The sequence below is a fragment of the Methylobacterium sp. E-066 genome (assembly GCF_022829635.1).
Taxonomy (GTDB): domain Bacteria; phylum Pseudomonadota; class Alphaproteobacteria; order Rhizobiales; family Beijerinckiaceae; genus Methylobacterium.
In genome coordinates this window covers 61834-75392 of the sequence record NZ_JAKSYO010000033.1, presented here as the reverse complement: position 1 = coordinate 75392, position 13559 = coordinate 61834, and the positions used below count along the sequence as shown (strand labels likewise).

Annotated in this window: 13 protein-coding genes; 8 read left to right on the top strand and 5 right to left on the bottom strand. The window is 69.4% G+C overall.

Annotated features, from left to right (window positions below):
- Window positions 1-72: 72 nt before the first annotated feature.
- Window positions 73-1746 (top strand): DNA repair protein RecN, encoded by a 1674-nt coding sequence (recN, locus tag MKL20_RS02540; RefSeq protein ID WP_244035356.1) that lies wholly within the window; start codon window positions 73-75, stop codon window positions 1744-1746.
- Window positions 1747-1863: 117 nt separating this feature from the next.
- The gene (locus MKL20_RS02535) at window positions 1864-2064 is read left to right on the top strand and encodes a hypothetical protein (RefSeq protein ID WP_244035355.1); all 201 of its coding nucleotides are present in this window, start codon (window positions 1864-1866) and stop codon (window positions 2062-2064) included.
- Window positions 2065-2142: 78 nt separating this feature from the next.
- Here the strand turns inward: MKL20_RS02535 and MKL20_RS02530 are convergent, their stop codons facing one another.
- On the bottom strand, window positions 2143-2403 hold the full coding sequence (locus MKL20_RS02530) for a hypothetical protein (protein WP_244035354.1): 261 nt from the start codon (window positions 2401-2403) through the stop codon (window positions 2143-2145).
- 265 nt (window positions 2404-2668) lie between these two features.
- On the opposite strand from MKL20_RS02530, the gene pstS reads away from it, so the two are divergent.
- The 6 genes from pstS (at window position 2669) to phoB (ending at window position 8428) form a co-directional block, all read left to right on the top strand.
- Entirely contained in the window at window positions 2669-3709 is a 1041-nt protein-coding gene (gene pstS, locus MKL20_RS02525; RefSeq protein ID WP_244035353.1) for a phosphate ABC transporter substrate-binding protein PstS, read from the top strand.
- Window positions 3710-3794: 85 nt separating this feature from the next.
- Window positions 3795-4772, top strand: a complete 978-nt coding sequence (gene pstC / locus MKL20_RS02520; RefSeq protein WP_244035352.1) for a phosphate ABC transporter permease subunit PstC — start codon at window positions 3795-3797, stop codon at window positions 4770-4772.
- 12 nt (window positions 4773-4784) lie between these two features.
- Window positions 4785-5681: a phosphate ABC transporter permease PstA gene (gene pstA, locus MKL20_RS02515; protein ID WP_244035351.1), complete on the top strand. Its 897-nt coding sequence runs from the start codon at window positions 4785-4787 to the stop codon at window positions 5679-5681.
- A gap of 22 nt (window positions 5682-5703) precedes the next feature.
- Window positions 5704-6519 carry a phosphate ABC transporter ATP-binding protein PstB gene (pstB, locus tag MKL20_RS02510; RefSeq protein ID WP_244035350.1) on the top strand — a complete coding sequence of 272 codons (816 nt, stop codon included), beginning with the start codon at window positions 5704-5706 and terminating at the stop codon, window positions 6517-6519.
- A gap of 315 nt (window positions 6520-6834) precedes the next feature.
- The gene (gene phoU / locus MKL20_RS02505; protein WP_244035349.1) at window positions 6835-7557 is read left to right on the top strand and encodes a phosphate signaling complex protein PhoU; all 723 of its coding nucleotides are present in this window, start codon (window positions 6835-6837) and stop codon (window positions 7555-7557) included.
- 175 nt (window positions 7558-7732) lie between these two features.
- Window positions 7733-8428, top strand: a complete 696-nt coding sequence (gene phoB, locus MKL20_RS02500) for a phosphate regulon transcriptional regulator PhoB (protein WP_243945579.1) — start codon at window positions 7733-7735, stop codon at window positions 8426-8428.
- A gap of 13 nt (window positions 8429-8441) precedes the next feature.
- Here phoB and MKL20_RS02495 read toward each other — a convergent pair whose 3' ends face one another.
- From MKL20_RS02495 to MKL20_RS02480, 4 genes are all read right to left on the bottom strand, one after another.
- Window positions 8442-10589 (bottom strand): protein-disulfide reductase DsbD family protein, encoded by a 2148-nt coding sequence (locus MKL20_RS02495; RefSeq protein WP_244035348.1) that lies wholly within the window; start codon window positions 10587-10589, stop codon window positions 8442-8444.
- 156 nt (window positions 10590-10745) lie between these two features.
- Window positions 10746-11255: a hypothetical protein gene (locus MKL20_RS02490; protein ID WP_244035347.1), complete on the bottom strand. Its 510-nt coding sequence runs from the start codon at window positions 11253-11255 to the stop codon at window positions 10746-10748.
- Window positions 11242-11637, bottom strand: a complete 396-nt coding sequence (locus MKL20_RS02485) for a hypothetical protein (protein ID WP_244035346.1) — start codon at window positions 11635-11637, stop codon at window positions 11242-11244. The genes MKL20_RS02490 and MKL20_RS02485 overlap by 14 nt, the downstream gene beginning before the upstream one ends.
- Before the next feature lie 41 nt (window positions 11638-11678).
- Window positions 11679-13511: an aminopeptidase P family protein gene (locus MKL20_RS02480; RefSeq protein WP_244035345.1), complete on the bottom strand. Its 1833-nt coding sequence runs from the start codon at window positions 13509-13511 to the stop codon at window positions 11679-11681.
- Window positions 13512-13559 lie beyond the last annotated feature (48 nt).

Below are 13559 nucleotides of genomic sequence, written 5' to 3'. Positions count from 1 at the left end.
GCATTTTTGGGGTGAATCCGCGCCGCAGCGGCCTTATGTCTGCGGTCCCATCCTCAGGAATCCCGTCGCCGCATGCTGGCGCAGCTCGCGATCCGCGACATCGTTCTGATCGACAGGCTCGAACTGAATTTCCGGACGGGGCTGAGTGTCCTGACCGGAGAGACGGGCGCGGGTAAATCGATCCTGCTCGACGCCTTCGCCCTGGCCCTGGGCGGTCGCGGCGACGGCCGGCTCGTGCGCCACGGCGAGCCGCAGGGCGGCGTCACCGCGGTGTTCGATCTGCCCCTGGATCACCCGGCGCGCGCGATCGCGGCCGAGGCCGAGATCGACACCGAGGGCGACCTGATCCTGCGCCGGACCCAGATGGCCGACGGCCGCACCCGCGCCTTCGTCAACGACCAGCCGGTCGGCGTGCAGGTCCTGCGGGCGATCGGCGCGGCGCTCGTGGAGATCCACGGGCAGCACGACGACCGGGCCTTGGCCGACCCGGCCTCGCACCGGGCGATCCTCGACGCCTTCGGGGGCCTGCAGACCCAGCTGACCAAGGTCGCGGCGGCGGCCAAGGCCGTGCGCGCGGCGCGTGCCGAACTCGCCGAGCACCGCGCCCGTATCGATGCGGCCCGCAAGGAGGCCGATTTCCTGCGCCACGCCGTGGAGGAGCTCGCCGCCCTGGCGCCGCAGTCCGGCGAGGAGGCCCAGCTCGCCGAGCGCCGCAGCGTCATGCAGCAATCGGAAAAGGTCGCCCGCGAGCTGAACGAGGCCCTGGACGCGGTCGGCGGCCCGCATTCGGGGATGCCGCACCTTTCGGCCGCCCTGCGCAAGCTCGAGCGCCGGGCCGGTCAGCTTCCGGCCCTGATCGATCCCTGCGTCAACGCCCTCGACGCCGCCATGGTCGCCCTCGACGAGGCACGCGCGGTGCTGGACGCCGCCGTCTCCGAAACCGAGTTCGACCCGCGCGACCTGGAGCGGGCGGAGGAGCGGCTGTTCGCGCTCAGGGCGGCGTCCCGCAAGTACGACGTCCCGGCCGACGAGCTGGCCGCCCTGGCCGAGCGCTATGCCGGCGAGGTCGCGACCCTCGATGCCGGGGAGGCCGCCCTCGAAGGTCTGGAACAGGCCCGCGCCAAGGCCGAGGCCGCCTATGCCGAGGCGGCGGAAAAACTCAGCGCCGGCCGCCGCCGGGCGGCCAAGCAGCTCGACGCCGCCGTGAAGGCCGAGCTGCCGCCGCTGAAGCTGGAGCGCGCCCGCTTCATCACCGAGATCGCCACCGACCCGGAGGCGCGCGACCCCGCCGGCATCGACCGCGTCGAGTTCTGGGCGCAGACCAATCCCGGGACCAAGCCCGGCCCGATGATGAAGGTCGCCTCCGGCGGCGAGTTGTCGCGCTTCATGCTGGCCCTGAAGGTGGTGCTCGCCGACAAGGGCTCGGCCCCGACCCTGATCTTCGACGAGATCGACACCGGGGTCGGCGGCGCGGTCGCCGATGCGATCGGCCTGCGCCTCGCCCGGCTGGCCAGCACCGTGCAGGTGGTGGCGGTGACCCATGCGCCTCAGGTCGCCGCCCGAGCGAGCACGCATTTCCTCATCGCCAAGGCCCCCGTGAAGGGCGCCGGTCGCGTCGCCACCCGGGTGGCGAGCCTGCCCGTGGCAGAGCGCCGCGAGGAGATCGCCCGGATGCTGGCGGGCGCCACGGTGACCGACGAGGCTCGCGCGGCGGCGGCCCGGCTGCTCCAGGGCGCGGATGCGTGAACGCGCGTCAACCTTAACCGTTGGTTGAGTGTAACGCTTCATTAACCATTTTTGACGAGACTGATTGCATCCCGGGACCGTGGTCAGGAGCGCGCGGTTGAAGGGCGGGAGGAACGCATGAAGCCGTCAATCGTCGCGTCCGAGGGGCGCCCGCATCCGGGTCGGTCCCTCAAACAGGCGATCGATACGCAGCAGCTCGGGCTGACGCTCCGCACCGTCTACGAAGACAGCGTCGACAGGCAGCCGATCACCGACACCCACGTGGAACTGCTCCTGCGCCTGCGCCAGAAGGAGCGGGAGCTGCGTCGGGCCGGATAAGGCTCCCGTCCGGGACGCATTATCCCCGAATCAGTTTTCGTTTCCGCGGAAAGTTTTTTTCGGACGCAACGCCCAGCGCTACCAGCGCCGCGAACCGGGCTGCCGGCGGTATTCCGCCGCCCGGATCTGCGTCAGGATCCGATCGAGATCCACCAGAAGTTCGGCCTCCTCGACGCGCGCCTGGGCGATGGCGTCGGCATCGGTGCCGAAGCGCTGGCGCGCCTGCGCCAAGGTCAGCGCGCGCTCCACGGCCTCACGGTCGGCATGCAGCGCGAGCCATGCGGCGTCCGAACCTGCCGCGTCGGGACCTTTCTCTGCGTCGGTCCCCTGGTCAGCCACGATCCGAACACCTTCCTGAAGACGCGGGCAGCATCGTCCGCCGATCGGCCGGGGCCGACACCGGGCTTGAACGCGCGAGCGCCCCGAACCGTGCCGTCTTTGGTGCGGCGCGGTGTCATGGCGGTGTCATCTCTCTGTCGTAACGCCCGGCCCATCGGGCGGCCGGCGCCGGCTCTCTTGGAAGACCGGCCGCACAGCTCTGCCGCGGGCATGGGCTTGCCGGCAGGGAGGCGCAGGCTTTCGCCCGACGGCAACGGAGATACCCTTGAGACCCTTCGCTTACGCGCTCGCCGTCGGCCTCGCGACGGTTCAGTTGGCGTCCGCGGCACTCGCTGCCGATATCACGGGTGCCGGCGCCACGTTCCCGTTCCCGGTCTACTCCAAGTGGGCCGAAGCCTACCGCAAGGAGACCGGCTCCGGACTGAATTACCAGTCCATCGGCTCGGGCGGCGGCATCAAGCAGATCCAGGCCAAGACCGTCGATTTCGGCGCCACCGACGCGCCGCTCAAGGGCGAGCAGCTGGCCAAGGACGGCCTCGTCCAGTTCCCGACCGTGATGGGCGGCGTCGTGCCGGTGGTAAACATTGCCGGCCTCGAGCCCGGCAAGCTGAAGCTCACCGGCGACATCCTGGCCGACATCTACGCCGGCAAGATCTCGAAGTGGTCCGATCCGCGGATCGCGAAGCTCAACGAGGGCCTGAAGCTCCCCGACGCCACCATCACCCCGGTCTACCGGTCGGACGCCTCGGGCACGACCAACATCTTCACCACCTACCTGTCCCAGGCCTCCGAGACCTGGAAGAAGGAATACGGCGCGGCCACCACGATCTCCTGGCCGGTCGGGCAGGGCGGCAAGGGCAACGAAGGCGTGACCGCCACCGTGAAGCAGGTGCCGAACGCCATCGGCTACGTCGAATCCGCCTACGCCAAGCAGAACAAGCTCGCTTACGCCCTGCTGCAGAACAAGGCCGGCAAGTATCCGCAGCCGGAGGACAAGGCATTCCAGGCGGCGGCCGCCAGCGCCGATTGGAAGTCGGCGCCGGGCTTCGGTATCTCGCTGACCAACCAGCCGGGCGACGACGCGTGGCCGATCACGGCGGCGACGTTCATCCTCGTCCACAAGGAACCGGCTGATCCGGCCAAGGCCGCCGATACGCTCAAGTTCTTCGATTGGGCCTACAAGAACGGCGACAAGCTCGCCTCGGACCTCGATTACGTCCCGCTTCCGGACAACGTCGTCGGTCTGATCCACGAAGAGTGGAAATCCGTGAAGGGTAAGGACGGTAAGCCCGTCTTCAACATGTGAGTGAGACGGGGAGGGGGTGTGTCGCCCCCTCCCTCGCGCCGCGGCCCGCACCGCGCTACCACGCCCCCTTCGCAGAGAATCGCGGATGCCCGCTTTGACCGAGACGATTGCCCTCGCACGACCCCGCGCCGCCGCCGCGCGCAAAGGGCCGAGCCGGAGCCTCGACACCCTGTTCCGGGTCTGCTCCTACGGCGCGGCCTTGTTCGTGCTCGTCGTGCTCGCCGGAATCCTGGGGTCGATCCTGTACGGCGGCTGGCCCGCCTTCCGCGAATTCGGCTTCGCCTTCCTGACTTCGAGCGCCTGGAACGTCGGGACCGAGCAGTACGGCGCCCTGGTCGCCGTCATCGGCACCGTGGCCTCGGCCACCCTGGCGCTGCTGATCGGCGTGCCGGTCTCCCTGGGGATCGCCGTCTACCTCACGCAGCTCTGCCCGGGCTGGGCGCGCAAGCCGGTGGCGATGACCATCGAGCTGCTCGCCGCGGTGCCGAGCATCATCTACGGCATGTGGGGCCTGTTCGTGTTCGCGCCGCTCTTCGCGCGCTTCATCCAGATCCCGGTTTCCAACCTTGTCGAGGGCATGCCGATCGTCGGCACGCTGTTCTACGCCCGGGTGCCGTCCGGCGTCGGCGTGTTCACCGCCGGCATCATCCTGGCGATCATGATCGTGCCGTTCATCGCATCGATCGCCCGCGACATGCTCGACCAGATCCCCACCGTCCTGCGCGAGAGCGCCTACGGGATCGGCTGCACCACCTGGGAGGTGGTCCGCCACGTGCTGGTGCCGCAGGCCTCCGTCTCGATCATCGGGGCGATCATGCTCGGGCTCGGGCGGGCGCTCGGCGAGACGATGGCGGTGACCTTCGTCATCGGCAACGCCAACCGCCTCTCGGCCTCGATCTTCGACCCGAGCTCGACCATCGCGTCGCGCATCGCCAACGAGTTCAACGAGGCGGACGGTCTCCAGCTCAACGCGCTGATGGCTCTGGGCTGCATCCTGTTCGTCATCACCTTCGTGGTGCTCATCATCGCCCGGCTGCTGACGCGCCGCGTCAAGGCTGCCTGAGGAGGGCTCACGATGGACGCGTCCAACCCCATGACCCTCTCCGAATCTGCACCGCACCGCACGGGGCGCGTCCGCTCCAGCCGGCGGATCGCCGACCGGGTGCTGCGGACCGCTTGCCTGGTCGCCACGATCGTCGGCGCCGTGGTGCTCGGCTCGATCCTGCTGATGCTGATCATCCAGGGCGTGCAGGGCTTCACGCCCGCCATGTTCACGCACCCGACCCCGGGACCCGGCTCCGAGGGCGGCGGCATCGCCAACGCGATCCTCGGCAGCCTGGTGCTCACCGGGATCGGGATCACGATCGCGACGCCGATCGGCGTCATGGCCGGGACCTACCTGGCCGAGTACGGCCGGTTCTCCAAGATCGCCGGGTTGATCCGCTTCCTCAACGACATCCTGCTCTCGGCGCCGTCGATCCTGATCGGTCTGTTCGTCTACACCCTGATGGTGCGGCCGATGGGGACCTATTCGGGCTGGGCCGGCGGCGTGGCGCTCGCGATCATCGCCGTACCGGTGATCGTGCGGACCACCGAGGACATGATGCGCCTGGTGCCGGGCACCCTGCGCGAGGCCGGTGCGGCGCTGGGCGCCCCGCCCTCGACGGTAATCATGAGCGTCACGTGGCGGGCGGCCTCGGCCGGCATCGTCACCGGGATCATCCTGGCGCTGGCCCGCATCGCCGGCGAGACCGCGCCGCTGCTGTTCACGGCGCTCAACAACAATTCCTGGTTCTCGCCCGACCTGATGGGCGGCGTCGCGAACCTGCCGGTGATGATCTACCAGTTCGCCCTGTCGCCCTACCCGAACTGGCAGAGCCTCGCCTGGGCCGGGGCGCTCCTGATCACCGCGACGATCCTGGTGCTGTCGATCATCGCCCGTCTCGTCATCAAGCCGCAGATGTCGCGCTAAGACCCTTCTCGAGGACACGACGATGAACGCCGCCTCCGCGATCCCCACGGTCGATCTCACCCGCAACCACGCCAACGAGGGCGGGGCGGTCCGGATCGCCGTGAAGGGTTTGAACTTCTACTACGGCAGCTTCCACGGGCTGAAGAACGTCGACATCAACTTCCACGACCGGCAGGTCACGGCTTTGATCGGACCGTCCGGCTGCGGCAAGTCCACCCTGCTGCGCTGCTTCAACCGGATCTACAGCCTCTACCCGGAGCAGCGGGCCGAGGGGCAGATCCTGCTCGACGGCCAGAACGTGCTCGACCCCTCCGTCGACCTGAACGAGCTGCGCGCGCGCATCGGCATGGTGTTCCAGAAGCCGACGCCGTTCCCGATGTCGATCTACGACAACGTCGCCTTCGGGCTGCGCCTCTACGAGAAGCTGCCGAAATCCGAACTCGACGGGCGGGTAGAGCAGGCTTTGCGCAAGGCCGCCCTCTGGGACGAGGTCAAGGACAAGCTGCGCCAGGCCGGCACCGGTCTCTCGGGCGGACAGCAGCAGCGCCTGTGCATCGCCCGCACCGTGGCCCAGAGCCCGGAGGTGATCCTGTTCGACGAGCCGACCTCGGCGCTCGACCCGATCTCCACCGGCCGCATCGAGGAGCTGATCGAGCAGCTGCGCGACGAATTCACCATCGTCATCGTGACCCACAACATGCAGCAGGCGGCGCGCATCTCGCAGTTCACCGCCTTCATGTATCTCGGTGAACTGATCGAGTTCGGCCCGACCAACCGGATGTTCATGAATCCCGTCGAGCAGCGGACGCAGGATTACATCACCGGCCGGTTCGGCTGAGCATTCGCCGTAAAGTAGAGTACCGTTCCGGCGCCCATTCGGATGCCACCCACAAGACTTGGAGCCGCGCCCGATCGCAAGGCTGCCGGTGCGGCTCCGGAACATGCTGCGTTGATCCGGGAACATCGGCTTGGTTCAGCCGATTGTGGTTGGGTGTTGGGTTTTGGACATCGATCCTCAACTCTCCGTCTCATGTCCTAGACTGCGCAAGGGATTGGATACCGGGGAACGCGCCGCGGTATCCGTGCTCGGAGCGGCGGGTTTCCGCCAGACCTCGCGGATCAAGGTTTGCGGGACGCCATCGAAGGATCCACCATGCCCGGCCATATCGTCAGCTCCTACGACACCGACCTGGATGACCTCCGCCGCTCGATTTCCGAGATGGGCGGCGTTGCCGAGAAGATGGCCGCCGAGGCGACCGACGCCCTGGTTCGCCGGGACGACACCCTAGCCCAGGCGGTGATCCTCGCAGACAAGCGGCTCGACGCGCTCCAGCGCGATATCGAGGAGCGGGCCGTGCTGCTCATCGCCCGGCGCCAGCCGCTGGCGATCGACCTGCGCGAGACCATCTCGGCGATCCGCGTCTCCGGCGACCTCGAGCGGATCGGGGACCTTGCCAAGAACGTCGCCAAGCGGGTCGTCGCGATCTCCGATCAGGCGCCCGCCCAGAAGATCGTGCTCGGCGTGCGCCACATGAGCGACCTCGCCGAGGCGCAGCTCAAGGACATCCTGGACGCCTATGCCAGCCGCGACGTCAAGGCCGCCTACGATGTCTGGGAACGGGATGGCGAGATCGACGCCCTATACAATTCGCTGTTCCGCGAACTCCTGACCTACATGATGGAGGATCCGCGCAACATCTCGTTCTGCACGCATCTGCTGTTCTGCGCCAAGAACGTCGAGCGGATCGGCGACCACACCACCAACATCGCCGAGACGATCCACTACCTCGCCACGGGCGATACGCTGGCCGGAGAGCGGCCGAAGAACGATGCGTCGAATTACGCGACGGTCGGCCCGGCCGCCACGGCCCCGTGACGCGCGGACCGCGTTGCGTCCGGGCAACGCGCAATCCTCTTGTGGGGCAGAGTCAGATTGAGGGTGCGGGCGGGTTGAGGGAGCGCGGCGACTGCCGCACCATCGTCCCGCTCGGGCGATCCGGCGCGGGCGAGCCGTCCGGTGCCGTCTACGGAACAGGTTATCGAACGTGAGCATGCAAGTCCTGATCGTCGAGGACGAGGAGGCCCTGACCACCCTGCTGCGCTACAACCTCGAAGCCGAGGGTTTTCTGGTGGATTCCGCCACGCGCGGCGACGACGCGGAGCTGCTTCTGGCCGAGCGCACGCCCGATCTCGTTCTGCTGGACTGGATGCTGCCGGGCCTCTCGGGGATCGAGCTGTGCCGCCGCATCCGGGCCCGGCGCGAGACCGAGCGGCTACCGGTGATCATGCTCACCGCCCGCGGCGAGGAGGGCGATCGGGTCCGGGGCCTCGGCACGGGTGCAGACGACTACATCGTCAAGCCGTTCTCGGTCCCGGAGCTGCTCGCCCGGGTGCGGGCGCTGCTGCGCCGGGCCAAACCCTCCCATGTCGCCGATCGTCTGGCAGCGGGCGACATCGAGCTCGACCGCACCGGCCATCGGGTCCGCCGCGCCGGCGAGGAACTGCATCTCGGCCCAACCGAGTTCCGGCTGCTCGAATTCCTGATGCTGGCGCCCGGCCGGGTCTTCTCCCGCGAGCAGCTCCTCGACGGGGTTTGGGGCCACGACGTCTACATCGACGAGCGCACCGTGGACGTGCATGTCGGCCGCCTGCGCAAGGCGCTCAACGCCCCGCGGCAGGCCGACCCGATCCGCACGGTCCGAGGCTCGGGCTACGCCTTCGACGAGACGTTTTCGCTGGAAGCCTAGCGCGCCGTTCCGGTCAGCGGGCCAGCGCCGCGCTCTTGCCGGCAGCCGGCACCGTCTCCAGGGCCGACAGAACCGTCCCCTCGGTGAGGATCTGCGGCAGCACCTGCGGCTCGCCGGTCCCCGTGTAGAGCAGGTACAGCGGCACGCCGCTGCGCCCGTGCGTCTCCAGGAGGCGGGTGATCTCGGGGTTCTGGTTGGTCCAGTCGCCCTTCAGGTAGGTGACACCCCTGTCCGCCATCGCGGTCCGCACGGCCTTGGTCGAGAGCGAGGTCGTCTCGTTGACCGCGCAGGTGATGCACCAGGCGGCGGTCATGTTCACGAAGACCGGCCGGTGCTCGTTCACCAGGGTGTCGAGGCGGGCCTGGGTGAACGGTTCGATGCCGTTGGCGGCCGCCTGGGCGGCTGGGGCGGCCCGGTCGCGGTCGAGGGTCAGGGTGAGCGCCGCGACTGCCACAATCGTCAGCGCCGCAAGTCCTTGGACGATCCGCCCGACCTGCGGTGACGCAGCGCGCCCGTGTTCCCACGCCCAGGCGGCGAAGCCCACCAGCACCAGGCCGATCAGCGCGGCGAGCAGCCCCTGCGGACCGACCTGCTGCGCCAGGACCCAGACCAGCCACGCCACCGTCGCGTAGACCGGGAAGGCCAGGACCTGCTTCAGGGTCTCCATCCAGGCGCCCGGCCGCGGCAACGCCCGCAGGGCCGGCGGCCACAGGGTGAGCGCCAGGAAGGGCAGGGCGAGGCCGAGGCCGAGGCTGGCGAACACCGCGAGGGCGACGCCGGCGCTCTGCGTCAGGGCGAAGCCCACCGCCGAGCCCATGAACGGCGCCGTGCAGGGGGTCGCCACCAGGGTCGCGAGCACGCCCGTGAAGAACGAACCGCTGAGCCCCGAGCGCCGGGCCAGCCCGTCGCCGAGGCCGGCGAGACGCCCGCCGAGATGGAACACACCCGACAGGCTCAAGCCCATCGCGAGAAGTAAGTAAGCAAGCCCGGCGACCACGGCCGGCGATTGCAACTGAAATCCCCAGCCGATCGCCGCCCCGCCGCCCTTGAGGGCGAGCAACAGACCGGCCAGCCCGAGGAAGCTCGCCAAGACGCCGGCCGTGTAGGCGAGGCCGTGCAACCGGACCCGGGCGGTGCTCTCGCCCGCGTGCCGCACGAGGCTGAGCACCTTGATCGACAGGACCGGGAAGACGCAGGGCATCAGGTTGAGGATCAGGCCGCCGAGGAAGGCGAGCGCGGCCGCGGTCGCCAGCGTCAGCGCGTCGAACGCGGGGGCGGGCGGCGGCGTCGCCAAGGTCTCGGCCGCCACCGCCGAGGCCGGCGGGACCGGCTCGTCTCCGTACGCGAAGGCGAGGCGGTGCGTGCCGGCGCCGGTCGCCTCCTCCACGGTCAGCACCCCCGGCAGGGCGGCCGGTGCCGGCTCGGCCGGGTTGCTCCGGGCGAGCGTGAGATGCAGGCCGGATTCGTCGATCGTCATCACCTGGGCGGCGGCGTTGTCGATCGCGGTCTCGGAATAGGGGAAGAAGGCCACGCCCTTGATCGTCTCGGGCTTGAGGCCGGTCGCGGCAAAATCGAGCTGCAGCGTATCGCCCTGGCTCGAGAGGCGCACAGGCCAGAGCGCCCGGGCGGGCAGGGCGGCCCGGGCGCGCTCGAACAGGGCGGCTTGGCCGGCATCCGGCCGGGGCTCGCCCACCGGCAGGGTCAGGGCGAGATCGGCGGAGCCCGGCACGCATTCGGTCTCGCAGACCAGATAGGTCAGCTTGGCCTGGATCCGCACCGGATCGGCCGGGTCGAGGCTCGGCGGCGGCGTGACCGGCACGAGCAGCGTGACGTCGCCCTCGTAGCCGTAATTCATCAGGGTCGCGATGGCGATGCGCTCAGGCGCCGGCCACCGGATCGCACCGGCATTGAAGCCCGCCGGCAGGGTCCAGGTCACCTCCGGCGGCAGGCCGGAATCGCCGGGATTGCGCCAGTAGACGTGCCAGCCCGGCTTCACTTGCATCCGCACCGCCAGCGTGAATGGTTGCGCCCCGGCCACCGCCACCGGCTCGGCCACGAGGCTCGCCCGCACGAGATCGGGCGGCGTGCGGAAGCCCTGCGCCGACGCGGCCGACAGGCTCGCGGCGAGCATCAGGAGCAGGAAGGCGAGGCGGCGGATCATGCTGTTCCTTCGCGCGCGAAGCGGTCGCGGTTTCACCCGGGTGCCTTCGGGACCGGCGCGGGCTCTTCCGTGACGGGAGCGCTTATAGCGCGGGGGTCAGCGCCCTGTCCTCCGCTCAGCGCGGTGAGGCCGAGACCATGACGCCGCTGGGGTCGCTCAGCGGGGCTCGAACAGGATGAGGTAGAGGAACGCCCGTCGCTGATCCGCCCTCAGATGGGCCAGCCGGTTGACCGCCGACCGGGCCGTCTGCAGCGCCGCCCGCGCGTCGGTTTGCAGGAACGACAGGGACGGATCGTAGTCGGCGGCGTGCCGCCGGTCCTGCAATTCCGAAGTGGCCCCGGCAATCGTGATGACGTGACCACCAAATCCACCGGGCGGCTCATACCGCCTGATCTTCGGCTTGAGCGTCGCGGCCTGGAGATCGTTGCAGATGCTTTTCAAACGCTGGTGAGAGACTGAACGATACGCCAGCGTCCAGAGCGGATCCTTGCGCCGCGTCCGCCCCACTGCCTCGTCGGCCGCAGCCGTCAGGATCGCGTGAAACAGGCCGTAATAGGCGTTGGAGAAGGTACGGCGCAGATCGGCCTGCCGCAACGAGCCGCGGCCGATTTGGAGAAGAAGCGCATCTGCCTGGCTGAACAGATGCTCGGGATTAATCAGCGCCAAGTTCGTCGAGCTCGCGCTGCTCGGCATACTCGACGACCACGCGCAGCGTCTCGCCGGCCTTCTGCAAGGCTTTGCGGATAGCCAAGCCGGCATCAAGCAGCTTGTCGCCATCGAGCTGGTCGATCGCGTTTTCGGAGACGATCAGCTGGACGCGCCGAACGTCCTCGCCGTCGGAGCCTTCCATGTCGCCGAGGCGGACATCCTGCACTACGGCGGTGCCGAAGGATGCGTTGGCGGCCTTCTTCGCGACTTCGGCAAGATCTGGAGAACGTCTGGGCATGATCCGGCGACCTTCTACGATCCTGGCGGGCTCGCCCGCGACGAAACCGAACGCCCGATCAGCCAAGTCGTCCACATAATCTGTCGAGCCGGCCTCGGTCACACAAGGGCGCGAAGGCCATTCTCGGAGCGGCTTCCCCGCCCTCAACCCGCCAGGGGCGCCGTCGCGCGGTCCAGCCACACGCGGGTTTCCGCGTCGACGAGAGGCGCAAGCGTGTCACGCACCCGGGCGTGATAGGCATCGATCCAGGTCCGCTCTTCCGGCGCGAGCAGGTCCGGGCGGATCAGCCGCCGGTCGTAGGGGGCGAGCGTCAGGGTCTCGAAGCCGAGCATCGGGCGCTCGCCGCCAGGGATCGCGCGCGGCTCGACAAGGATGAGGTTCTCGATCCGGATGCCGTAGGCGCCGGGCGCGTAGTAGCCCGGCTCGTTCGACAGGATCATGCCGGGCTCCAGCGCCACGGTCCCGGTCTTGGCGATGCGCTGCGGCCCCTCGTGCACCGACAGGAAGGCGCCGACGCCGTGGCCGGTGCCGTGGTCGAAATCGAGCCCGGCCTGCCAGAGCGGGGCACGGGCGAAGGCGTCGATCTGGGCGCCGGTGGTGCCCTTCGGGAAGACCGCCCGGGCGATGGCGATGTGCCCCTTCAGTACCCGGGTGAAGCGGTCGCGCATCGCCTCCGTCGGTTCGCCGACCGCGACCGTCCGGGTGATGTCGGTGGTGCCGTCCGGGTATTGCGCGCCCGAATCGATCAGGAACAGCTCGCCCGGCCGCACGACTCGGTCGCTGGCGCGGGTGACCCGGTAATGCACGATCGCGCCGTTCGGGCCGGAGCCCGAGATCGTTGGGAACGACACGTCGCGCAGGTCGCCGCCGGCCGCGCGGACATCCTCCAGAGCCTCCACGGCGGCGATCTCGCTCAAGCTCCCCGCGGCGGCGGCGCCGTCGAGCCAGGCCAGGAAGCGCACGACGCTGGCGCCGTCGCGGGTATGGGCGGCGCGGGCGCCTTCGATCTCGGCGGTGTTCTTGACCGCCTTCATGGCGGTGATCGGGTCCTTGCCGATATCGGCGGTCCCGCCCGCGGCCTCGATCTTCTTCTTCAGGGCGACGGCGCCCGTCGCGGCATCGACCCGGACGCGCACGCCGCTGAAGGAGCCGAGCCCGTCATCGAGGTCGGCCCGCGACAGAATCTCGGCGACCGGCGCCAGGGCCGTGCGCAAAGCCGGATCGACCTTGGGGGAAGACAGGAACAGCCGGGCCCGCCCCTCGCGAGGCAGGATCGCGTAGCCGAGCGCCAGGGGCGTATGGCCGACATCGGCGCCGCGCAGGTTGAACGCCCAGGCGAGGTTGTGCGGATCCGAAATCACCAGGGCGTCGCAGCCGCCCTCGGCCAGGGCTTCGCGCACGCGGGTGAGTTTCTCAGCGACCGTCTCGCCCGCGAACGCCTCGGGATGGATGACCACCGGCCCGGCGGGCGGCTTTGGCCGGCCAGCCCAGACGGCATCGACCAGGTTCGGCACCGCCCGCACCGAACCGCCGGCCTTCACCGCGGCCCGCTCTAGGCGCGCGACGCCGTCCGAGGTGTGCAGCCAGGGATCGTAGCCCAGCACCTGATCGCGCTTGAGGCTGTCGGCGATCCAGGCCTCGGCGGTCGATTCGGCCAGCGGCACCACGGTGACCACACCGGTATCGACCTGCTCGGGCGCCTGCAGGGTGTAGCGGCCATCGACGATCAGGGCTGCGGACTCCATGAGGATTACCGCCGTCCCGGCCGATCCGGTGAAGCCGGTGAGCCAGGCCAAACGCTCCGCGTCCGCGGGGACGTATTCGGATTGGTGCTCGTCGGCGCGAGGCACCACGAAGCCGTCCAGCGCCGCCTCGCGCAAAGCCGCGCGCAGCGCCTCGATCCGCTCAGCGCCCTTGCGATGGCTCGGATCGTCGAAGGTCTGGAATCGGTGGCGGGGCGGACTGGGCTCTGTCATGCCGAGAGCCTATCGCCCGGCGGTCCATGATCGCAACCGCATCGGACC

Coding starts and splice junctions, on each gene's coding strand:
- pstB (WP_244035350.1), top strand. CDS start 5,704: ATGAACGCCGCCTCCGCGATCCCCACGGTCGATCTCACCCGCAACCAC.
- MKL20_RS02480 (WP_244035345.1), bottom strand. CDS start 13,511: ATGACAGAGCCCAGTCCGCCCCGCCACCGATTCCAGACCTTCGACGAT.
- pstC (WP_244035352.1), top strand. CDS start 3,795: ATGCCCGCTTTGACCGAGACGATTGCCCTCGCACGACCCCGCGCCGCC.
- MKL20_RS02535 (WP_244035355.1), top strand. CDS start 1,864: ATGAAGCCGTCAATCGTCGCGTCCGAGGGGCGCCCGCATCCGGGTCGG.
- MKL20_RS02495 (WP_244035348.1), bottom strand. CDS start 10,589: ATGATCCGCCGCCTCGCCTTCCTGCTCCTGATGCTCGCCGCGAGCCTG.
- phoB (WP_243945579.1), top strand. CDS start 7,733: ATGCAAGTCCTGATCGTCGAGGACGAGGAGGCCCTGACCACCCTGCTG.
- pstA (WP_244035351.1), top strand. CDS start 4,785: ATGGACGCGTCCAACCCCATGACCCTCTCCGAATCTGCACCGCACCGC.
- recN (WP_244035356.1), top strand. CDS start 73: ATGCTGGCGCAGCTCGCGATCCGCGACATCGTTCTGATCGACAGGCTC.
- phoU (WP_244035349.1), top strand. CDS start 6,835: ATGCCCGGCCATATCGTCAGCTCCTACGACACCGACCTGGATGACCTC.